The sequence below is a fragment of the Streptomyces sp. WZ.A104 genome (genome assembly GCF_002382885.1).
Classification (GTDB): domain Bacteria; phylum Actinomycetota; class Actinomycetes; order Streptomycetales; family Streptomycetaceae; genus Streptomyces.
Genome location: NZ_NWVL01000009.1, coordinates 1 through 20,322, shown reverse-complemented (window position 1 = coordinate 20,322; position 20,322 = coordinate 1). Strand labels below are relative to the sequence as shown.

The following is a 20,322-nucleotide window of genomic DNA, read 5'->3' as shown; positions in this document are numbered from 1 at the left end:
GGCACCATGCCCTTTGATCCGCAATTCCAGGAGCTGTACGACCGGCTCGCAGCCGAGGACGTCCGGCCGCTCTACACGATGACGCTCGACGAGGCCCGGGCCGCCGACCTCGCCGCCATCCAGGCCGGCGCGGGGACCCCCGAGCCGGTGCACCAGGTGACCGACGAGACGATCGCCGGCCCCGGCGGGCCGCTCCCCGTCCGGATCTACCGGCCGTCCGGCGAGGGCCCCTTGCCGGTCCTCGTCTACTTCTTCGGCGGCGGCTGGACACTGGGTTCCATCGAGACCGGCGACGCGATCTGCCGGAGTCTGGCCAATGCCGTCGGCTGCCTCACCGTCGCGGTGGGCTACCGGCTCGCGCCGGAGAACAAGTTCCCGGCGGCCCCCGATGACTGCTTCGCGGGCGTGCGGTGGGCCGTCGAGCACGCCGAGCGGTTCGGCGGCGACAGCACCCGAGTGGCCGTCGGCGGCGACAGCGCCGGGGGCAATCTCGCCGCCGCCGTCACCCTCATGGCCAAGGAGGCGGGCGGCCCGGAGCTGCTGGCCCAGCTGCTGGTCTATCCGAACACGGACCAGTTCGCGGACACGCCCTCCCTCCGCGAGAACAGCGATCGGCTGCTCTTCAACCGCAAGTCCGTGCAGTGGTACTGGGAGAACTACCTGGCATCGCCCGAGGACGGCGGCCACCCCCTGGCATCGCCCCTGCGGGCGCCTGATCACTCCGGGCTGCCACCCGCGCTGGTGATCACCGCCGAGTACGACCCGCTGCGCGACGAGGGGGAGTTGTACGCCGACCGGCTGCGCGAGAGCGGCGTACCGGTCGAGTCGACCCGCTACCCGGGCGTGGCCCACGGCTTCTTCGCCATGGCGGGCACCCTGGACGCGGGCCGCAGCGCCGTCGGACAGGCCGCGGAGTATCTGCGGAAGACCTTCGCCCTCGCCGCGACGGGAGGCTGATCCGATGAGCGAGACCACCCCTGCGGCGGGGCGGCCCCGGGCGCTCGACCTGAGCGGTCTGCACCCGTCCCTCACCGATCCGGTGCTCGACGCGATGAACTTCCTCAACGAGGTCGTCGCGCGCTTCCCCGACGCGCTCTCCTTCGCTCCGGGCAGGCCGTCCGAGGGCTCCTTCACCACGGAGGACCTGGCGCGCTATCTGCGGATCTACACCGAACACCTGGAGCGGGAACTCGGCTGGTCCGCGGACCGGGTGCGCACCCAGCTCTTCCAGTACGGGCGCACGAACGGCATCATCCACGACCTCATCGCCCGGACCCTCGCCAACGACGAGGGCATCCACGTCGCCCCGGAGTCGGTCGTGGTGACGACCGGCTGCCAGGAGGCGATGCTGCTGGTGCTGCGGGCGCTCTTCGCGCGGCCCGAGGACACGCTGCTCGTCAGCTCGCCCTGCTACATCGGGGCCACAGGCGCGGCCCGGTTGCTCGACATCGCGATGCGCCCGGTCCCGGAGGGCCCCGACGGACCGGACCCGGAGGCGGTTCTGGAGGGTGTCCGGCGGACCCGCGCGGCCGGGGGAAGGCCTCGTGCGCTGTACATCGTGCCGGACTTCGCCAATCCCTCGGGCGCGAGCATGACCCTCGCCGCCCGTGAACGGCTCCTGGAGATCGCCTCCCAGGAGGACCTGCTGATCCTGGAGGACAACCCGTACGGCTTCTTCGTACGGGTGGGAACTCCCCGGCCCACGCTCAAGGCCCTGGACCGGGAGCGGCGGGTGCTGCACCTCGGATCGTTCGCGAAGACCGCGCTGCCGGGGGCCCGCGTCGGCTATGTGGTGGCCGATCAGGAAGTCATCGGACCGGCGGGCGAGCGGTCCCTGCTGGCCGACCAGCTCTCCAAGATCAAGAGCATGACCACGGTCAACACCTCGGCCGTCAGCCAGGCCGTCGTCGGCGGACTGCTCATCGATTCCGGCTGCCGGCTGCGCGAGGCGAACGCCGCGGCCATCGCCTTCTACCGCGCCAATCTCAACACCCTCCTGGCCGAGCTGGACCGGCACTTTCCCGCCGAGCGGCGGGGCGCGCTCGGTGTCGACTGGAACCGGCCGGACGGCGGCTTCTTCCTCGTGGTGGATGTCCCCTTCCTCGCCGACGCCAAGGCCCTGGAACATTCCGCACGGAACTTCGGCGTGCTCTGGACGCCGATGAGCGACTTCTACCTGGGGGGCGGCGGCGAGAGCCGACTCCGCCTCTCCTGCAGCTCATTGACTCCCGACCAGATCATCGAGGGCGTGAGCAGACTCGCCGCCTTCATCACCGCACAGGCCGCGGAGGCGGGCCGGTAGCGACCGGTCGGCACGGACGGCGAAGGTGCCCCGGCCCGATCGGGCCGGGGCACCTCTCTTTCACGCCATCCCACACTAACTAAACGTACGGTCGTGCTATTGTTTTCCTGCTCGCGCACTCCGTCAGGAGACGCCTGCGTGGGCCCGCACTCGCCGAAAGGTTCCGCATGGACATCCGGAAGCTGGACCGAGCCGCCGTGCTGGAGACCGTACGCATCCTGGAGCAGGCGGATCCTCAGGACTGGGACCTGCCCACCCCGTGCGCCGACTGGACGCTGCGTCAGCTGGTGGCCCATATGGCGGGCCAGCACCACGGCTTCGCGGCAGCCGCCGCGGGAAACGGGGCCGACCTCTCCGTATGGCGGCCCGCCGCACTCGGTGACGATCCGCTGACGGCCTATCGCACGGCGGCCGACACGGTCCTCGACGCCTTCGCCCCGCCCGGCGTGCTCACCCGGGAGTTCGTCCTCCCGGAGATCAGCGACACCCTCGGCTTCCCCGCCTCGGTCGCGATCGGGTTCCACTTCCTGGACTACGTGGTCCACGGCTGGGACCTGGCCCGCGCCCTCGGGGTGAGCCTCGACCTGGACGACGCGACCGCGGAGGCCGCCCTGGTGTTCGCCCTGCGCGTCCCGGACGACGAACGCAGGGTCGGCCCGGCGGCGCTGTTCCGCCCGGCCCTGCGCGCGACGCCCGGCGCGGATGTGCTCGACCTGGTACTGACCGCCCTTGGCAGGTCCCCCGACTGGACCGCCGAAGCGGCCCGCCGACCGTTCACCGCTCCGCGGGGCTGAGCACACACAACCCCGGCCCTCGCCCGTACGTACCGACCTCAACAGGGAGACACGCATGCTCGCCGACATCCGAGTCAATGTCGCACGCCGTCTGGGCCTGACCCAGGAAGAGGTGTTCGCCGGCCAGCCGCTGTCGGCCGTGCTGGTCGCCTCGCCGAGCGCGATCAACTCCATCGACCTGCTCGACGCGTTCGCCGGAGCGCTCGCCGACGCGGGCCTCGACGACGACGTCGAACTGCCGACGATGACCCTCGACCACACCGCCGAGGACGTCGTCTCGGCTCTCGGCAAGCAGCTCGCCACCACCTCCTCCTGACCGGAAGGCGCGAACCGTGCTGATCATGACCGACATCGTCAAGGAGCTCCGCACCGGAGCCACCGTCACCGACGTCCTGCGCGTCCAGCAGAGCTATCACGAGCAGCGGCGCTGGGGGACGGACAGCCTCTTCGAGGGCCGCCGTCTGGAGCGCCCCAAGGACGGTGACCGGGCCGCCCTGTGGCACGCCTCCCGTGCCGAACTGACCACCCAGCCGGCCGGTATCCGGCTGGCCGTCGACGGCGTCAAGCTCGCCAACGAGATCCGCGAGTCGAACCCGCTGGGCTCCGACATCCTGCACATCGCCGCCGCCTGGTCGGCCCGCTACTGGCTGGAGGAGGAGGCGCACCACGAGATCGCCTTCGGCCGCCTCATGGAGATGGCGGGCATCGATCCGATCGACGAGGAGGAGGTCATCGAGTGCCGGGGCCCGCTCCCGATGGACAACTACGCGCGGGTCTGCATGCTCCAGGCGTGCGTGGAGATCGAGGCGTGCGTCTCCTACGGCTGGCAGTCGCGGACCACCGAGGACCCTCTGGTGCGGGACGTCTTCCACACCGTCATGAAGGACGAGGTGCAGCACCGCCAGTACTTCGCCTCGTTCGCCAAGGCCCTGGTGGACTCCGGCGTCTATCCCCTCAAGGACGTCCTGTCGATGGCGTACACCTGGGTCCGGCCCGACGGCGGCGAGACCTTCGGCGCCGCCCGGGAGGCCCAGACCGAGCGCGATGGGCACGTCAACTGGTGGGAGCGGACCCGTAGCGGCGACGAGGAGTTCGCTCTCGCCGACGACGCCCTGCACGAGGGATCGGTCCACGCGAAAAAGCTGACCAGCGTGTTCGCCCTGGTCCGCGAGGTGACCGGCATCCAGATCACATCGTATGAGGACCTCAAGCGTGCCTACTTCGCCAGCCTCCGTACGAACGATGTCGACCGGATTCGATCTGCAGTCCGTGGCGGAGCTTCGCGCGAAGCCGCACTTGCTCGATAGCGGCGCCCTGTTCACCGCCGGGGAGCGGGCGCACTGCCGCTCCCGGCCCGACCCCTGGGCGTCGCTGGCCGGGCTGTTCTCGGCCAAGGAGGCCTTCGTCAAGGCGCTCAGCTCCCTGATCGGTGCACCGGACCACACCTTTCCCGAGGTCGAGGTGGTGCACGGCCCCGCCGGGCAGCCACGGATACGGCTGCACGGGGCCATCGCCCGGTGGCAGCGGCAGCAGTGCCTCGCGATGGAGGTGTCGATCAGCCACACCGGTGACATGGCCGGTGCGGTGGTCGTCCTCCTGGCCGAGCCGACGAGGAGAGGAGGGCAGGCGCCATGAGCGTCCGCACACCGCTGGACTTCGCGCACGCCTGCGAAGTCGCCCTGCGGCCCAACGACTTCGACTGGGCCGGGCATCTGAACAACAGTGTCCACGTCCAGATCCTTGAGGCGGGCCGCTGGCAGTGGGGGCTCGCCCAGGGGGTCGACCTGCGGGACAGCACCCTGGTCGCGGTGGTTCTCCAGCTCCAGCTGGACTACCTCAAGGCCGTCGACTGGGACCCGGTGGGGCGTGTCGTCGTCCGCACGGCGTTCGCGGAGCAGTCCACGTACAGCTTCACGCTCACCCAGGACATCGAGCAGCCGGACGGCACCGTGGTCGCCCGGGGCCGGGTCCGGCTGGGGCTCGTCGACCGTGACACCAAACGGATCCACCGGGCCGATCTCCAGGCGCTGCTGGACATCCCGGGGAGAGCGGCATGATCGTGAACACGCTCCAGGAAGCGGTCGCCGGGCAGGCCCACCGGCACGGCGCGACGGTCACCTTCGGCACCTCCGCCAAGCGGGAGAGCCTGTCCTACCCCGCCTTCGCCGAGCAGATCGCGGCCGCCGCCGGTGGCTTCGCCCAGCAGGGGGTACGTCCCGGGGACCGGGTGATGCTGCGCATCAGCAGCTCCCGTGAAGGGGTGCTGGCCCTGCTGGGCCTGATGCACCTCGGCGCGGTCCCGGTCTCCGTGAAGCCGCGCGTCCCGGGGGCGATCCTCGGCCAGTACTTCGCCCGGGTGATGCGGCAGCAGAGCGTCCGCCATGCCTTCCGCATCTCCGGGCACGGGCTGAACGAGCTCCGGCTGGTACTCCGTCCGCGCTCCTCCCCGGAGCCGGCGCCGGGCGACCGTGACGGCCTCGCGTTCGTCCAGTACACGAGCGGCTCCACCGGGATGCCCCGCCCCATTCCGCTCAGCCACCGGGCCGTGCTCGGAAACATCGACGCGATCAGCGTCATCGCGGGCATGAAGCCCGGCCATGCCGGGCTGATCGCCCTGCCGCTCCATCACGACATGGGGCTCATCGGGGTCCTGACATCGCTCGTCCAGGGGATCGACCTGGTCGTCGAGGAGCCGGGCACCTTTCTGCGCAGGCCCATGGCCGCCCTGCGGCTGCTGCGTGACGCGGAGAGCGTGCACAGCGCCTTCCCCGACTTCATGCTGCGCTACCTCGCGGCCCGGATGACGGAGGCGGCCGCGGGCCAGGAGGCGCCCGATACCCGGTTGCTCAGCACCTGGAGCACCGTGTTCTGCGGGGCCGAACCCATCCGCCCGCAGTCGGTGCGCACCTTCCTCGACGCCGTCGAGCCCTGGGGCTTCGACCCGACGGCCCTGGTGTTCTGCTACGGGCTCGCCGAGGCGGCGCTGATGGCCACCTCTCACCGCTATGTGGACGCCGCCACCGGCTTCCGTACGGACGGGCCCACCACCACCGCGTGTCTCGGCAGCACCATGCCCGGCCTGGACCTGCGCATCGTGGACGAATCGGGCCGCGACTGCGCGGACGGGGAGGTCGGCGCCGTACAGCTGCGCGGGGCGACGCTGTTCGACGGCTACGACGGGGCCACCGACCATCGCGCCACCTGGTTCGACACCGGCGACCTGGGGTGCCTGCGCTCGGGACATCTCCATCTGAGCGGCCGCAGGGGCGACCGCATCTCCGTCAACGGCGCCAATGTCTTCGCCACGGACGTCGAACAAGTAGCGGCGACGGTTCCGGGCGTCGCCGAGTGCGTGGTCCTGCCGTACGCCGGATCGTACGCCGTCGTCATCGTGCCGGAGCGGGCGCGGGAGGTCGACACGGACCAGCTGGCCGCCCTCGTCGCCACCGAATTCGGTGCGGCTCCGGAGCGGGTTGTGCAGGTGACGCACAGCGCCGTCGCCCGCACGGCGAGCGGGAAGCCGGCCCGTACCCATATGGTCGCGCAGCTCGAACAAGGAACGCTCGGCTGATCGGCACGTCTGCTCGAACAACGCTGCGGGAGGACCTGAGGTCCAGCGCGTCGGCGGCATGAGGAATCCCCGGACCGCAATTGCGGTCCGGGGATTGTCCCGCGTATATTGGATTCTTCTGCGCTCATGCAGAAAGGCCCCGCTCGGGGGCCTTATAGGAACGAATATATCCGGCGGGGAGCCATTTTGTCAAACCGGGAAAGCGACGAATTGCGGGAAGAGCAGGTATTCATCGACCGGCTCCATGCCCGGGTCGACGCGCTGCGCGGCGGCGCGGCCCAGGGCGTCGAGCACGCGCTGACGCCGGTCGGTACGGGACAGCAGGCGCGGCTCGAACGCGACATCCTCGTCGCGGAGCGCTCGGGTCTGCTGGCGGCGCTCAACGCCGTGGACGGCTCCCTGTGCTTCGGCCGCATCGATCGCACCGACGGTCTCGCGCACCACATCGGCCGCATCGGGATCCGCGAGGACGACACCGACCGTACGCCGGTCCTCATCGACTGGCGCGCACCGGTGGCCCGTCCCTTCTATCTCGCCACCGGACACACCCCGATGGGGCTGCGCCGTCGCAGACACATCGCCACCGAGGGCCGCACGGTCACCGAACTGCACGACGAGATCCTCGACCTGGGCGACGACGACCGCACCGGCTTCGAGGACCCGAACGGCGACGCCGTCCTGCTCGCGGCGCTGAACTCCGCGCGCACCGGGCGTATGGGCGACATCGTGCGCACCATCCAGGCCGAGCAGGACGCCATCATCCGCGCCCCGCACCACGGAGTCCTGGTCGTCGAGGGCGGCCCGGGCACGGGGAAGACGGCCGTCGCGCTGCACCGGGCGGCGTTCCTGCTCTACGAGCAGCGCGAGCTGCTGGCCAAGCGCGCCGTGCTGATCGTGGGACCCAACCCGGCGTTCCTGCGCTACATCGGGGAGGTCCTGCCCGCTCTCGGCGAGACGGGGGTGCTGCTCTCGACGCAGGCCGAGCTCTTCCCCGGCGTGCACGCCACCGGTACGGACACGGCCCGTGCCGCCGCCGTCAAGGGCGGCGATCAGATGGCCGAGGCCCTCGCCCTCGCCGTACGCGACCGGCAGCAGCTGCCCGAACCCGGCGCCCCGGTGGTCATCCCGCACGACGACGGCGGTGAGCTCGTCCTCGACTGGGAGATCGCCTACGAGGCGCGGCAGGCGGCACGGGACACCCTGCTCCCCCACAACCTCGCCCGCCCGCACTTCGTCTTCCGGATCATCGACGCCCTCACGGCCCAGCTCACCGAGCGCATCGGCGCCGACCCCTACGGCGGTCCCAACTTCCTCGGCCCGGACGACATCGCGCTGCTCGGCCGGGGCGTCGCCCTGAGCAAAGAGGTGCACGCGGCGGTCGACGAGCTGTGGCCGCCGCTCACCCCCGAGGCGTTCCTCGCGGACTATCTGGCCGCGCCCGTGTACGTACCGGACGAGGACGCCGACGCCATCCGGCGTACGGCGGCCGGGAGCGAATGGACCCCCGCCGACGTACCGCTCCTGGACGAGGCAGCGGAGCTGCTCGGCGTCGACGACAGCGCCGAACGGGCCGCTGCCGAGGCCGTCCGCCAGGAGCGGATCGGTTACGCGCAGGGCGTGCTGGAACTGTCGCGCGGGTCGGAGAGCTACGAGTTCGAGGACGAGGAGTCCGAGCTCCTCGCCGCCCACGACATCATCGACGCCGAACGGATGGCGGAACGGCACGAGGAGGCCGACCACCGCACCGCCGCCGAGCGGGCCGCGGCGGACCGTACCTGGGCGTTCGGGCACATCATCGTCGACGAGGCACAGGAGCTCTCGCCGATGGCGTGGCGGCTGCTGATGCGCAGGGTGCCGACCCGCTCACTGACCCTGGTCGGCGACCCGGCCCAGACCTCCGAGGAGGCGGGCGTCGGATCGTGGCGGAAGATCCTCGATCCGTACGTCGGCGACCGCTTCGAGCACGTCACGCTGAAGGTCAACTACCGTACGCCCGCCGAGATCATGGAGCTGGCGGCCGGGGTCGTACAGGAGCAGGACCCCTCCTTCACCGCGCCCGTCTCGGTGCGGTCGACCGGTGAGAGGCCGTGGACGCGCGACGCGGGCGACGACCTCACGGGCGCGGTGGCCGGGGCGGTCGAGGAGCTGACGCCCCGGGAGGGACGACTCGCGGTCATCGCGCCCCGGGCGCTGCACGAGGAGATCGCCGCCCCGCTGGAGGGGGTCACGGCGGGCGCCGCGCCCGACCTCACCCGCCCGGTGGTGCTGCTGGATCCGCGCCAGGCCAAGGGGTTGGAGTTCGACCATGTGCTGGTGGTGGAGCCCGCGCGGTTCGGGACGAGCGATCTGTACGTGGCGCTGACGCGGGCGACCCAGCGCCTGGGCATCGTCCATCGGGAGGAACTGCCCCGGGCGTTGAGGTGAGAGCGGTCCGGGCCCGGTGCGGGAGGGGTTGGGGAGCAGGCCCGGGGAGCCCATAGGGTGACGCCATGTCTTCGCCCCTGAGTTCGACAAAGACGGCCGCCGCCCTGCGCACATCGGCCCGTGTCTCCGCCGAGTTGCTGCTGGTCCTGGTGATGGCCGCGGTCGCTCTGTGGGTTCTCGGCCGGATGTGGTCGGTCGTGTGGCCGCTGATGGTCGCCCTGTTCCTCACCACGCTGACGTGGCCGCTCGCCCGCTTCCTGCGTCGGCGCGGGTGGCGGCCGGCCCTCGCCGCCGCGGCGGTGACCGTGCTCTTCCTGCTGCTGGGGATGGGCGTCGTGGCCCTGATCGCGGTGCCGGTGGCGAACCAGTCCGGTGAACTGGCCGACGGGGTGGTCGAGGGCATCCAGCGGCTGCGCGAGTGGGCGGCGGGGCCGCCGCTGAACATCGGCGACGACGAGATCACCGGTGCTCTCGACACCGCGACGACCCGCATCCAGGACAGTGTCGGCAGCATGGTCACCACCGTCGTCAGCGGGGTGAGCACGGTGGTCAATGGTCTGGTCACGGCCGTTCTGGCCGTGTTCCTGATGTTCTTCTTCCTCAAGGACGGCCCGCGGTTCCTGCCTTGGCTCACCCGTCAGCTCCCGGGCCGGCTCTCCTACGACGTGTCGGCCGTGGCCGAGCGCGGCTGGAACACCCTGGGCGCGTTCGTGCGGTCCCAGGCGTTCGTCGGGCTGCTCGACGCGGTGTTCATCGGGATCGGCCTGTGGGTCCTGGGAGTGCCGCTGGTCCTGCCACTGGCGGTGCTGACCTTCGTCTCGGCGTTCGTACCGATCGTGGGCGCGCTGTTCGCCGGATTCGTCGCGGTGGTCATCGCGCTGGTCTCCAACGGGCTGACGGACGCGCTGATCGTGCTGGCGATCATCATCGTGGTGCAGCAGCTGGAGGGCAATGTGTTCCAGCCCATGATCCAGAGCCGGGGCCTCGGTCTGCACGCGGCGGTGATCCTGCTCGCGGTGACACTGGGCGCCAGTCTGGCCGGGGTCGTGGGCAGCCTGCTCGCGGTGCCGTTCGCCGCGGTGCTCGCGGTCGTCTGGAACTACGTCCGCGAACAGCTCAGCGTTCCCGGACAGCCGGAGGACCCGCAGGGGACTGAGGGCCCGGACGGGCCGGAGGGCCCGGACGGGCCGGAGGCGGGCGCCCTGCCCGCCGACGCGCCTGCCCCTTCGTGACGACCGCCCGGCACACGTCGTAACAGCCGGCCCGGCGCCGGGAGTTCAGGCGCCGGGCCGGATCGCCGCCATCAGGCGGCCGCGTCTGCGCTCCCCCGGGGCCGGAACCCTGCTGATGCCGCGTCGGCCGCCTTTCGCCGTTGTCGGCCGACGCGGGGCCGCCCGTGCGCGATGCGGGGGCGGCCCCGTCGGGCGGTCAGACCTTGGCGGGGCGGCGGCGCACCACGGCGTAGCCGTACGGGTCGGGCCAGCGCGGCTCGGCCCCCAGGGCGTCGGCGGCGTGGTGGGCCCAGTGCGGGTCGCGCAGCATCTCGCGGCCGATCATGACCGCGTCGGCCTGCCCCGTGGCGACGATCTCCTCGGCCTGGGCGGGTTCGAGGACGAGGCCCACGGCGGAGGTCGGGGTGCCGGTGGTCCGCCGGACCTCTTCGGCGAAGGGCACCTGGTAGCCGGGGTGCGCGGAGATCGCGGCGTCGCGGACCAGTCCGCCGGTGGAGACGTCGAGCAGGTCGACGCCGTGGGCGGTCAGCTCCTTGGCCAGGCGTACGGTGTCGGCGCCGGTCCAGCCCTCGCGCGGGTCCTCGGGGTTCTCGGTCAGCCAGTCGGTGGCCGAGGTGCGGAAGAGGACCGGCAGGTCGTCGGGCCAGACCGCGCGGACGGCGTCGACCACCTGGAGCGGGAAGCGCAGGCGGTTCTCCCAGCTGCCGCCGTAGGCGTCGGTGCGGTGGTTGGCGACCGGGGAGAGGAAGGAGTTGATCAGGTAGCCGTGGGCGCCGTGGATCTCGACGACCCGGAATCCGGCTGCGTGGGCGCGCTCGGCGGCCGCGGCGAAGTCGCGTACGAGCTGCTGTATCTCGTCCTCGGTCAGCTCGTGCGGGACGGGCAGTCCGTCGAAGGCCACGGCACTGGGGGCGACGGACGTCCAGCCGCCCTCGCTCTCCGGGACGTAGCGGTCGCCCAGCCAGGGCCGGTCGGTCGACGCCTTGCGCCCGGCATGCGCGAGCTGGATGGCCGGAACCGATCCGTGGGAGGTGATCGCCGCGGCGATCCGGGCGAAGGCCTCCTGCTGGCGGTCGTTCCACAGGCCCAGGTCCCACGGGCTGATCCGGCCGTCCGGGTGCACGCCGGTGGCCTCCACCATGACGAGCCCGGCGCCTCCGGCGGCGCGGCCCGCGAGGTGGGTGAGGTGGAAGTCCGTCGGAACACCGGTTTCCGGTCCTTCGCCGGCCGCGGAGTACATGCACATCGGAGACATCCACACGCGGTTCGGGATCTCCAGGGACCGCAGGGTCAGAGGCGTGAACAGAGCACTCACCGGTATGTCTCCTCGGGTTCGTGGCGTAGCTGCCGGGGAGCAGCGACGATGCAGGTACGATAGACATCGTAGTACGGCAGTTGTCAAACTACGAGGAACTTCGTACTTTGGGAGCGCGACCAGAAGGAGGTCCCCATGCCCACCACCGAGCGCGGAGCCGCGTCCGGGCGACAGCTCGCCCATCCACCCCGGGAGGAGATCCGCCTGGAGGCCGTCCTGCACGCGCTGTCCGACCCCATCCGGCTGCGCATCACCCGGGAGCTGGCCGAGGGACACGACGACATGGCGTGCATCGCGTTCGATCTTCCGGTGAGCAAGTCCACGACCACTCACCACTTCAAGGTGCTGCGCGAGGCGGGCGTGATCCGCCAGCACTACGAGGGAACCTCCCGTATGAGCCGGCTGCGCGCGGACGACCTGGAGGAGCGCTTCCCCGGGCTGCTGCCGGCCGTCCTGGAAGGTGCGCGACGGGCCGCCGTCGGCTTCTCCGCCCCGGCATGAGGAGACGCGTCGGCCCCGAGCCCTTGAGGAGGCTCGGGGCCGACGCGTACTCCGTTTCCGTCCGTTCCGGTCGGATCAGATCGTCGCTGTGTCGATCACGAACCGGTAGCGGACGTCGCTCGCGAGAACCCGCTCGTACGCCTCGTTGATCCGGTTCGCCTCGATCACCTCGATCTCGGAGCCGAGCCCGTGCACGGCGCAGAAGTCCAGCATCTCCTGGGTCTCCGCGATCCCGCCGATCGCCGAGCCGGATATCGACCTGTTGCCGCTGATCAGGGAGAACAGGTTCAGCGTGATCGGCTCTTCGGGGGCGCCGACGTTGACCAGCGTGCCGTCGGTCCGCAGCAGGTCGAGATAAGCGCCGAAGTCCAGCGGGGCCGAGACCGTGGACAGGATGATGTCGAAGGTTCCGGCCAGCTCCTCGAAGGTCGTGGGGTCGCTGGTCGCGTAGTAGTGGTCGGCGCCCAGCTTCAGCCCGTCGTCCTGCTTCCGCAGCGACTGGGAGAGGACGGTGACGTCCGCACCGAGGGTGTGCGCGATCTTGACGGCCATGTGGCCGAGGCCGCCCAGACCGACGACCGCGACCTTCTTGCCGGGGCCCGCGCCCCAGCGCTTGAGCGGGGAGTACGTGGTGATGCCCGCGCACAGCAGGGGCGCGGCCTCGTCGAGGGCGATGCCCTCGGGGATGCGGACGACGAACGCGTCGCGCACGACGATGTGCGTCGAGTAGCCGCCGTACGTCGGCTCGCCGCTCCGGTCGAGCGCGTTGTACGTCTGCGTGTTGCCCTCGGCGCAGTGCTGCTCGCGGCCCGTCAGGCAGGCGTCGCACCTTCCGCAGGAGTCGACCATGCAGCCGACGCCGACGCGGTCGCCGACCCTGAACCTGGTGACGCCGGACCCGGTCTCCGCGACGACACCGGCGATCTCGTGGCCGGGCACCATCGGGAAGATGCCCTCGCCCCAGCCGTCACGGGCCTGGTGGATGTCGGAGTGGCAGATACCGGCGTACTTGATGTCGATCAGAACATCGAACTCGCCCACCGGGCGGCGCTCGATCGTGGTGCGCTCCAGCGGGGCCTTGGCACGGGGAGCGGCGTAAGCGGCAACGGTGGTCATGCCGGAGGTTCTCCTCTGGGTGGTGCGGTCAGAACATCTCCAGCATCACTCTGCGGCCGGCCTTTACCCAGGTCACCGCTTTGCCTACGCCCACTGGTCCTACCACTGGCGGGGACAGGCTCCTGGGCGTACGACCAGGAATAATGGGAGCCATGGACGATCAGCCCGCAACCTCCGCCCCCGAGCCGCTGGACCGTCGCGCCGAGCTCAGCGAGTTCCTGCGCACCCGGCGGGCCCGGCTCCTGCCGCAGGACGTGGGGCTGCCGGAGTTCGGGCGGGCCCGCCGGGTGCCGGGGCTGCGACGGGAGGAGCTGGCGCAGCTGGCGGGGGTCTCCGTGGCGTACTACACCCGCCTCGAACAGGGCAACGGCCGCAATGTGTCGACCGGGGTGCTCGACGCGATCGCCCGTGCGCTGCGGCTCACCGACGCCGAGCACGCGCATCTGACGCACCTGGCCAAACCGGGGCAGCACAAGAAGAAGCGCCGCCCGGCGCGGGTCCAGCAGGTGCGGCCAGGGCTGCGGCATCTCCTGGACGCGATGGACGGCGTCCCGGCGTACGTCTCCGGGGCGCGCTCCGACATCCTCGTCTGGAACCCCATGGCGGCGGCCGTGTTCGGCGACTGGGGCGCCCTGCCGCCCGCCGAACGCAACTGGGCGCGGCTCGTGTTCCTCTCCCCCGGCTACCGGGACCTGTTCGTGGACTGGGGCTCCAAGGCCTCGGACATGGTCAGCTATCTGCGGCTGTACGCGGGCTGCCACCCGGACGATCCGGAGCTGTCGGCCCTGGTGGGCGAACTCTCCGTCAAGAGCGAGGAGTTCCGGCGGCTGTGGGCCACGCACAACGTGAAGGAGAAGGGCCACGGCGTCAAGGTCATCCGGCACCCCCTCGCCGGTGAACTGACCCTGTCCTACGAGACGCTGAACCTCCCCGACGACGAGGAGCAGTACCTGGTCACGTATCACGCGGAGCCTGGTTCCGAGTCGGCCCAGGCCCTGCGCCTCCTGGCGAGCTGGGGAGCGGACGCGGCCCGGGGAGCGGAGTCGTCGGGGCGGGTGTGATCAGTCGACCGTGATCAGCGACGCTGACCGGGGGCGGCCGACGGGCCACCCGGCCGGTCGGGGATCGCGCGCCCCGCGGCGACGGGAGAAGGCCGCTACGCGGCGGCTGCGCGACCGATACCCCGGAACTCCCACGCTGTGGGCGGCTCGCCCCCTTCGGGTCCGTGCGCGTTCCGAGCGGCCGTCAGCGCCGCGCGACCGGTTCCGGAGCCCCGGCCTCCCCCGCCCCCTCGCGGACGGTGTGCCCGGCAGTGGCCGTCGTCGCCCGGGTGCCGGACGGGTCCAGCCGTGTGAGGGCCTGCGGGGTGGCGAGCCGGGGCAGCAGCAGCCGCCAGAAGCCCGTGAGCGTCCGTGGGGACAGCCAGGCACCGTCGTGCCGGCCCAGCACCTCGAATCCGGCCGTCGCCGCGACGATCGCGGCGACGGCGTCCTCACGGGACACGCCATCGGCGAGGGTTCCGGCTCCGGCGGCCTCGGTCAGCAGGTCCTGGACGCGGCGCTGCCACTCCGCGCGAAGGTCCGGTGCCTCGGAGCGCTCCCCGTCGCAGCTCAGCCGGAACCCGGCCCGGGTGACCGGGTCGTCGCGGAGCAGTTCGGCGACGGTGTGCGAGGTGTCGACGAGGGCCTGGAGGGCGGTGTCCGTACGGTGGCGGATCGCGCCGGACGCCTCGTGCAGGCCGCGTGACGCCTCGGCGACCACGGCCTCCGCGACGGCTGCCTTGTTCTCGAAGTGGAAGTGCAGTGCGCCCGTGCTGACGCCCGCGCCGGAACTGATCAGGACCAGTCGCGCCTCCGCGTAGCCGTGCCGCTCGATCACGGTGGCGGCGGATCGGATCAGCGCCTGGCGGGTACGGGTGGCACGCTCCTGCTTGGTCACCGGAGCCTCCGCTCATGAACGGCGTCGGGGGATATCAAACCAACTTACCGGTTTTGTTCCCGGAGAACCGGAGAAGGACGGAGCGCGGCACACTGCGGGAGCGGGGCATCACCGCTGAACCGGCGCGAACGCGTCCTTGTGGTCGGCCGCCCAGGTACGGAAGGGCCGGGCCTCGCTGCCCGTCACGTCGTGGACCGTCGGCACGACCGCCGCCTTGGCGCCCGCGAGCTGCCGCTCCGCGCTTTCGAGGAAGGCTTCCGCCACCGGCCGGGGATACTTCGCGAGCAGTGCCGCGCGCGCCGCGTCCGGGCCCAGTTCCTCGAAGCGCAGCGGCCGCCCCAGTGCTCGGGAGAGCTGGGCCGTCTGCTCACGTGCGGTGATCGCCTCGGGACCCGAGACGGCGTACGCCTTGCCCTCGTGACCCCTACCGGTCAGGACGCCGACGGCGACCGCTGCGACGTCGCGCGGGTCGATGCAGGCGACCGGCGCGTCGCCGTACAGGGCGCGCACCACACCCGACGAGCGGATGCCGGGTGCCCAGGACAGGGTGTTGGACATGAAGGTCCTGGGGCGGACGAACGTCCACGGGACGCCCGACTCCCTGACGGCCTGTTCGTTCTCCCGCTGGCGCCGGGTGATGAAGTCGTCGGCGCCGGGCTCCTCCACGGCCATCATCGACAGCTTCACCAGGTGGCGGACGCCCGCCGCGGCCGCGGCCGTCGCGACCCTCTCGTCGTCGGGCTCCGTGGGGCTGTTCGTCACCAGGAACACCGACGTGACGCCGTTCAGCGCCCGGTCGAGGGCGCGGCGGTCCGCGTACTCACCCGCGACGACCTCGACCTCCGGTCCCCGTACGGTCAGCCGCTCGGGGCGGCGCGCGAGAATCCGCACCGGCCCGGTCGCCGCCAGCAGTCCGGCGACCTCGCGGCCCACCGCTCCGGTCGCACCCGTCACCAGAATCACTCGGAACCCCTCAACACCCTTGTCGACAGCCGTAGCCCTTCTGGGTCGGCTGCCCGTCAGGCCCTGACCAGTGGACCGGACAGGAGCGTGGAGAACACCGGCTTGCCGTCCTGGTTGCCCGTCACCCTCATGGTCACCGTATCGCCGGCCGACTCGGGCAGGACCACCGCCCTGATCCAGCACGGGCTGCCGAACTCGGCGTACCGGTGGAAGCGGGTGCTCGCCTCCGCCGGGACCATCCCGCCGCCTCCGGCCACCAGGCACGCGGCCTGCCGGGCCGCCTCCAGCAGCAGCATGCCCGGGACGTGGTCGTTGGGGCGCTGGAACAGCGTCGGATGCCGGGTGTCCACGCGCAGTCCCCAGACGCCGTCCCGTCCGGTCTCCGACAGCACCACGTCCTCGGCCCTGGTCCGGCCCGCCCGGGTGGCGGGGACCGGGTCGGTCCGCGGTATGGATATACCTTCGGTGGGCACGTCCTGACGGATCCGCCGGTACGCCTTGGGGGTGGTGAACCGGGTCGCCCCCGTGCCCGTGGCGGCGAGCCGACCGTCCCGGTGCACCGCCCAGCCGACGCGCCCCTGCGCCGGGAGCCCGCCCCGCCACTTCAGGTCGGAGCAGTACACCTCCACGTCGATCGCGGTGGGCCCGTCGCCGACGGCCAGGTGCTCCGGGTGGCACACGTACTCCAGGTCCGCCATCAGGAAGTGGTGGCCGAGAGGCACTCCGTACCCGGCGTGGAAGGCGAGCATGGCCGCCTGCCGCATCACCTCGGCGACGAGCAGCGGGTCGTGCCGGTCCTCCGCCACGGGGGCGAAGAACGGGTGGTCGTGCGGGAGAAGCGCCTCCACCGAGAACCGGTCATGCCCCAGGCGGACCCAGTTCCGGGGAAAGGCGTCCTCCGGCCGGCTCCGGTGCACCATCTCGATCCCCACGGGATGCACCACCGCGGCCTCCGAATCCATAGCCGGCACCGGATCGATCAAAACTGCTGCTTCGGTCATAACTCCCCCCAGGGGTCATGTGATGGCGAGCCGTTCCTGCGATGCACGCGCGCTGATAAGATACAGACTAAGCGGTTTTTTTTCTATCCCCGGCAGGGTGGGCCCCCCACACCGACCCGGCCGTTCACCGGCCCCCGCCCAGCGAAGGAGACAGAATGGCCAAGCAGGACCGGGCGATCCGCACACGCCAGACAATTCTGATGGCGGCAGCCCAGGCCTTTGAGAAATACGGTTACCAAGCAGCCACCATTACCGAAATACTGAAAAGCGCCGGCGTCACGAAAGGCGCCCTCTATTTTCATTTTCCGTCGAAGGAAGATCTCGCACTCGGTGTCCTCGATGCCCAGGAACCACCGAGGGCGGCCCCGGACCAGACCCTCAAGCTCCAAGAACTCATCGACGTAGGGATACTTTTCAGCCATCGGCTTCAGACCAGCCTCCTCGCCCGAGCGGGTGTCCGCCTCTCGATGGACCAGCAGGCTCAGGGCCTCGACCGCAGTGGCCCCTTCCTCCGCTGGCAGGAGGCCACCCACGCCCTCCTCGCCCAAGCCAAACACAACGGCGAACTGCTCCCTCACGTCAACCCCACCGAGACCGCGGATCTCTATGTCGCCGCCTTCGCGGGCACCCAGGCTGTCTCCCAGACCCTCACCGACTACCGGGACCTCCAGCGCCGCCACATCACGCTCCAGCAGCACATCCTCCCCAGCATCGCCACGCCCTCGATCCTGACCGCCCTCGATCTGACCCCGGAGCGCGCGGAGCGCCTCAGCCGCCTCGATCCCGTCGCCTGAGCCCGCCGGGCCGGGTTCAGGCTCCCAGGGCCAGCTTCGCACCGAGGCCGATCATCATCACGGCGACGAGACCGTCCAGCACCCGCCACGACGAAGGGCGTGCGAGGACCCCGCTCAGCAGCCGGGCGCCGTAGCCGAGGGCGGCGAACCAGCACGCGCTGGCGAGGATCGCGCCGAGCCCGAAGGTCCAGCGCAGGGACCCCTGACCGGCCGCGACGGAGCCGAGCAGGAAGACGGTGTCGAGGTACACGTGGGGGTTGAGCCAGGTCATCGCGAGGCAGGTGAGCACGACGCCCCGCTTCGTCGCGGCCGGGGCGTCGTGCGTGTGGAGCGCGGCCGGGCGCAGGACACGGCGCGTGGCGAGGAGGCCGTAGCCGATCAGGAACACGCCACCGAGCAGCCCCACCACGGTCAGGGCCGTCGGCCAGGCCACGACGACGGCGCCGACCCCGGCGACGCCGAGCGCGATGAGCGCCGCATCGGACAGGGCGCAGATGGCCACCACCGCGAGCACGCCGTCGCGGCGGACGCCCTGGCGCAGCACGAGGGCGTTCTGGGCGCCGATGGCGACGATGAGGGAGAGGCCGGTGCCGAAGCCGGCGGCCGCGGCGGTCAGGGCGTTGGTCATGGGAGCACCGTATGAACGCGGGCATCCTGATGTACAGCTAATGATTCTTACGTATCATTAGCTCACATGATGTCGGAGCTTCCTCTCGATCAGGTGCGGACGCTGCTGGCCGTCGTCGACGAAGGCACGTTCGATGCGGCCGCGCAGGCCCTGCGGGTCACACCGTCGGCGGTCAGCCAGCGTGTGAAGGCGCTGGAGCAGCGCACGGGCCGGGTGCTGCTGATGCGGACGAAACCGGTCCGGCCCACCGAGTCCGGCGAGGCGGTGGTGCGTTTCGCCCGGCAGCTGGCCCGGCTGGAGCGCGACACCCGCGCGGCGCTCGGGATGTCCGGGCCGGGCGAGTCGGCGCGCCTGGCGATCGCGGTGAACTCGGACTCGCTGGCGACCTGGTTCCTGCCCGCCCTGCGGCGCGTGCCCGAGGAGCTGGACCTCTGCTACGAGCTCCGCCGGGAGGACCAGGACCACACCGCCGCGCTGCTGCGGGAGGGGCTGGTGATGGCGGCCGTCACCTCGTCGCCGAAAGCGGTGACGGGCTGTTCGGTGCGGGGGCTGGGCCGGATGCGGTATGTGCCGGTGGCGACGCCGGGTTTCGCGGACCGGTGGCTCGGGCGGGGCACGGGGGCCGAACTGCGCGAGCTGCTCGCCGACGCACCGGTGCTCTGCTTCGACCGGCGGGACGACCTCCAGGACTCCTTCGCGCGCGGGCTCGGCCTCCCGGCCGGAGCGGGCGCACGGCGGCACTCCGTCCCCACCTCCGAAGGGTTCGTGGAGGCCGTGGCGGCGGGCATGGGCTGGGGCATGCTGCCCGAGGTCCACGCGCGACCGCTGCTCGGCACCGGCGAGCTGGTGACCCTCACCCGGGATCGCGTCGTCGACGTCCCGCTGTTCTGGCAGCAGTGGAAGCTGGACTCCCCGGCCCTGGCGGCCGTTGCCGAGGCGGTGGCGGCCGAGGCCGCCGAGACCCTGCGCGGCACCCGGTCCGGCTGACGCCCGCGCGGCGCGACGGGAGCGGTGCGAGGACAGCCGTCCGCCACCCCGGCCAACCGAGGTCAAGCGGCGCCGCTACCCTCCCGGGCCCCTCGGCCCCCATCAGGAGGCGACCCTGCGCCTGCCGCGCGCCCCGGCAGGACTTGACCTGCTCACCGGGACGGAACCGGGCGTCTTCCGGACCCTCCGCCTCCGCCGCCGGTGACCTCCCGCGTACGGGCAAGCCCGGTCCGACGGTCGCCATGACGCGGATGTTCACCGATCCGGTGATGCCGCGGGGCGGGGCGGGCCACCGCGCTCACCGCCGTCACCGTGCCGCACCGCTTCGGATACGGGCGCTTCGGTACCGTCGCGGACATCGGCGACGGGGACGGCGTGCGATGCGCGACCGTCCTCCGGCATGTCCGCGACGTCATCCCCGCCGACGGCACGCCGCTGGTCGTCCAACCGGTGCTGCCCGCCACCGTTCCGGCCGACCGCCCGGAGGACGACCGCCTCGGTGACCTCAATATGCTCGTCAACGTCGGCGGCCGCGAACGTACCGCCGGCGTTTTCGCCGCCCTGTGCACGGCGGGCGGCTGCGCCCTCCGCGCCATCACACCGCCGCCCGTACCGAACATCTTCCAGATCATCGAGGCCTCACCTCCTAATGATGTTGTCAAGCCGCGACCGTGACAGGGAGTTCGCGTTGGAAGCACCGTCCGTCACGTATCAGGGCCCACAGGACGTTGACCCGTCGTCGGGCCAGCGCGAGGA

At 71.4% G+C, this 20,322-nt stretch carries 21 protein-coding genes; 15 read left to right on the top strand and 6 right to left on the bottom strand.

The genetic code is table 11. From position 1 onward, the window contains the following. Positions 1-6: 6 nt before the first annotated feature. The 10 genes from CIB93_RS07005 to CIB93_RS06960 all read left to right on the top strand — a co-directional run bounded on the left by CIB93_RS07005 (position 7) and on the right by CIB93_RS06960 (position 10,323). Positions 7-957 carry an alpha/beta hydrolase gene (locus CIB93_RS07005; protein WP_096625151.1) on the top strand — a complete coding sequence of 317 codons (951 nt, stop codon included), beginning with the start codon at positions 7-9 and terminating at the stop codon, positions 955-957. 4 nt (positions 958-961) lie between these two features. After that, positions 962-2,302, top strand: a complete 1,341-nt coding sequence (locus CIB93_RS07000) for a PLP-dependent aminotransferase family protein (protein WP_096625149.1) — start codon at positions 962-964, stop codon at positions 2,300-2,302. 167 nt (positions 2,303-2,469) lie between these two features. Beyond that, the gene (locus CIB93_RS06995) at positions 2,470-3,096 is read left to right on the top strand and encodes a TIGR03086 family metal-binding protein (protein WP_096625147.1); all 627 of its coding nucleotides are present in this window, start codon (positions 2,470-2,472) and stop codon (positions 3,094-3,096) included. A gap of 55 nt (positions 3,097-3,151) precedes the next feature. Next, positions 3,152-3,412 (top strand): hypothetical protein, encoded by a 261-nt coding sequence (locus CIB93_RS06990; RefSeq protein ID WP_096625145.1) that lies wholly within the window; start codon positions 3,152-3,154, stop codon positions 3,410-3,412. A gap of 25 nt (positions 3,413-3,437) precedes the next feature. After that, on the top strand, positions 3,438-4,403 hold the full coding sequence (locus tag CIB93_RS06985; protein WP_143660003.1) for a hypothetical protein: 966 nt from the start codon (positions 3,438-3,440) through the stop codon (positions 4,401-4,403). Continuing rightward, positions 4,393-4,731, top strand: a complete 339-nt coding sequence (locus CIB93_RS06980) for a holo-ACP synthase (RefSeq protein WP_179500008.1) — start codon at positions 4,393-4,395, stop codon at positions 4,729-4,731. Before CIB93_RS06985 ends, CIB93_RS06980 begins: the two co-directional genes overlap by 11 nt. After that, a complete protein-coding gene (locus CIB93_RS06975) occupies positions 4,728-5,153 on the top strand; it encodes a thioesterase family protein (protein ID WP_096625139.1) in 426 nt (141 codons plus the stop codon). The genes CIB93_RS06980 and CIB93_RS06975 overlap by 4 nt, the downstream gene beginning before the upstream one ends. Continuing rightward, on the top strand, positions 5,150-6,667 hold the full coding sequence (locus CIB93_RS06970; protein WP_096625137.1) for an AMP-binding protein: 1,518 nt from the start codon (positions 5,150-5,152) through the stop codon (positions 6,665-6,667). Before CIB93_RS06975 ends, CIB93_RS06970 begins: the two co-directional genes overlap by 4 nt. A gap of 210 nt (positions 6,668-6,877) precedes the next feature. Continuing rightward, positions 6,878-9,091 (top strand): AAA family ATPase, encoded by a 2,214-nt coding sequence (locus CIB93_RS06965; RefSeq protein WP_179500016.1) that lies wholly within the window; start codon positions 6,878-6,880, stop codon positions 9,089-9,091. A gap of 65 nt (positions 9,092-9,156) precedes the next feature. Beyond that, complete coding sequence (locus CIB93_RS06960) at positions 9,157-10,323, top strand: AI-2E family transporter (RefSeq protein ID WP_096625133.1); 1,167 nt, start codon at positions 9,157-9,159, stop codon at positions 10,321-10,323. A gap of 196 nt (positions 10,324-10,519) precedes the next feature. Here CIB93_RS06960 and CIB93_RS06955 read toward each other — a convergent pair whose 3' ends face one another. Next, the gene (locus CIB93_RS06955; RefSeq protein WP_096625131.1) at positions 10,520-11,638 is read right to left on the bottom strand and encodes an NADH:flavin oxidoreductase/NADH oxidase; all 1,119 of its coding nucleotides are present in this window, start codon (positions 11,636-11,638) and stop codon (positions 10,520-10,522) included. A 135-nt stretch (positions 11,639-11,773) separates the two neighbouring features. Here CIB93_RS06955 and CIB93_RS06950 point away from each other — a divergent pair, with 135 nt between their 5' ends. Further along, entirely contained in the window at positions 11,774-12,139 is a 366-nt protein-coding gene (locus CIB93_RS06950) for a helix-turn-helix transcriptional regulator (RefSeq protein ID WP_096625129.1), read from the top strand. Positions 12,140-12,214: 75 nt separating this feature from the next. On the opposite strand, the gene CIB93_RS06945 is transcribed toward CIB93_RS06950, so the two are convergent. Continuing rightward, on the bottom strand, positions 12,215-13,255 hold the full coding sequence (locus CIB93_RS06945; protein WP_096625127.1) for an NAD(P)-dependent alcohol dehydrogenase: 1,041 nt from the start codon (positions 13,253-13,255) through the stop codon (positions 12,215-12,217). Positions 13,256-13,407: 152 nt separating this feature from the next. Here CIB93_RS06945 and CIB93_RS06940 point away from each other — a divergent pair, with 152 nt between their 5' ends. Next, a complete protein-coding gene (locus CIB93_RS06940) occupies positions 13,408-14,316 on the top strand; it encodes a helix-turn-helix domain-containing protein (RefSeq protein WP_096625125.1) in 909 nt (302 codons plus the stop codon). A gap of 184 nt (positions 14,317-14,500) precedes the next feature. Here CIB93_RS06940 and CIB93_RS06935 read toward each other — a convergent pair whose 3' ends face one another. From CIB93_RS06935 to CIB93_RS06925, 3 genes are all read right to left on the bottom strand, one after another. Beyond that, positions 14,501-15,193 (bottom strand): ScbR family autoregulator-binding transcription factor, encoded by a 693-nt coding sequence (locus CIB93_RS06935; protein WP_096625123.1) that lies wholly within the window; start codon positions 15,191-15,193, stop codon positions 14,501-14,503. A gap of 108 nt (positions 15,194-15,301) precedes the next feature. Next, a complete protein-coding gene (locus CIB93_RS06930; RefSeq protein ID WP_096625121.1) occupies positions 15,302-16,156 on the bottom strand; it encodes an NAD(P)H-binding protein in 855 nt (284 codons plus the stop codon). Positions 16,157-16,212: 56 nt separating this feature from the next. Further along, positions 16,213-17,157, bottom strand: a complete 945-nt coding sequence (locus tag CIB93_RS06925; protein ID WP_096625119.1) for a ScbA/BarX family gamma-butyrolactone biosynthesis protein — start codon at positions 17,155-17,157, stop codon at positions 16,213-16,215. Positions 17,158-17,312: 155 nt separating this feature from the next. On the opposite strand from CIB93_RS06925, the gene CIB93_RS06920 reads away from it, so the two are divergent. Next, positions 17,313-17,951, top strand: coding sequence for a ScbR family autoregulator-binding transcription factor (locus tag CIB93_RS06920; RefSeq protein ID WP_096625117.1), 639 nt, complete (start codon positions 17,313-17,315; stop codon positions 17,949-17,951). A gap of 16 nt (positions 17,952-17,967) precedes the next feature. On the opposite strand, the gene CIB93_RS06915 is transcribed toward CIB93_RS06920, so the two are convergent. Then, the gene (locus tag CIB93_RS06915; protein WP_096625115.1) at positions 17,968-18,579 is read right to left on the bottom strand and encodes a LysE/ArgO family amino acid transporter; all 612 of its coding nucleotides are present in this window, start codon (positions 18,577-18,579) and stop codon (positions 17,968-17,970) included. A gap of 66 nt (positions 18,580-18,645) precedes the next feature. Between CIB93_RS06915 and CIB93_RS06910 the strand changes: the two genes are divergently transcribed. After that, positions 18,646-19,566, top strand: a complete 921-nt coding sequence (locus CIB93_RS06910) for a LysR family transcriptional regulator ArgP (RefSeq protein WP_096625113.1) — start codon at positions 18,646-18,648, stop codon at positions 19,564-19,566. A 312-nt stretch (positions 19,567-19,878) separates the two neighbouring features. After that, the gene (locus CIB93_RS38690; RefSeq protein ID WP_257002066.1) at positions 19,879-20,241 is read left to right on the top strand and encodes a methyltransferase; all 363 of its coding nucleotides are present in this window, start codon (positions 19,879-19,881) and stop codon (positions 20,239-20,241) included. Positions 20,242-20,322 lie beyond the last annotated feature (81 nt).

Coding starts and splice junctions, on each gene's coding strand:
- CIB93_RS06945 (WP_096625127.1), bottom strand. CDS start 13,255: ATGACCACCGTTGCCGCTTACGCCGCTCCCCGTGCCAAGGCCCCGCTG.
- CIB93_RS06920 (WP_096625117.1), top strand. CDS start 17,313: ATGGCCAAGCAGGACCGGGCGATCCGCACACGCCAGACAATTCTGATG.
- CIB93_RS06925 (WP_096625119.1), bottom strand. CDS start 17,157: ATGACCGAAGCAGCAGTTTTGATCGATCCGGTGCCGGCTATGGATTCG.
- CIB93_RS06910 (WP_096625113.1), top strand. CDS start 18,646: ATGATGTCGGAGCTTCCTCTCGATCAGGTGCGGACGCTGCTGGCCGTC.
- CIB93_RS06975 (WP_096625139.1), top strand. CDS start 4,728: ATGAGCGTCCGCACACCGCTGGACTTCGCGCACGCCTGCGAAGTCGCC.
- CIB93_RS06915 (WP_096625115.1), bottom strand. CDS start 18,579: ATGACCAACGCCCTGACCGCCGCGGCCGCCGGCTTCGGCACCGGCCTC.
- CIB93_RS06970 (WP_096625137.1), top strand. CDS start 5,150: ATGATCGTGAACACGCTCCAGGAAGCGGTCGCCGGGCAGGCCCACCGG.
- CIB93_RS06990 (WP_096625145.1), top strand. CDS start 3,152: ATGCTCGCCGACATCCGAGTCAATGTCGCACGCCGTCTGGGCCTGACC.
- CIB93_RS06985 (WP_143660003.1), top strand. CDS start 3,438: ATGACCGACATCGTCAAGGAGCTCCGCACCGGAGCCACCGTCACCGAC.
- CIB93_RS06960 (WP_096625133.1), top strand. CDS start 9,157: ATGTCTTCGCCCCTGAGTTCGACAAAGACGGCCGCCGCCCTGCGCACA.
- CIB93_RS06950 (WP_096625129.1), top strand. CDS start 11,774: ATGCCCACCACCGAGCGCGGAGCCGCGTCCGGGCGACAGCTCGCCCAT.
- CIB93_RS07005 (WP_096625151.1), top strand. CDS start 7: ATGCCCTTTGATCCGCAATTCCAGGAGCTGTACGACCGGCTCGCAGCC.
- CIB93_RS06940 (WP_096625125.1), top strand. CDS start 13,408: ATGGACGATCAGCCCGCAACCTCCGCCCCCGAGCCGCTGGACCGTCGC.
- CIB93_RS06995 (WP_096625147.1), top strand. CDS start 2,470: ATGGACATCCGGAAGCTGGACCGAGCCGCCGTGCTGGAGACCGTACGC.
- CIB93_RS07000 (WP_096625149.1), top strand. CDS start 962: ATGAGCGAGACCACCCCTGCGGCGGGGCGGCCCCGGGCGCTCGACCTG.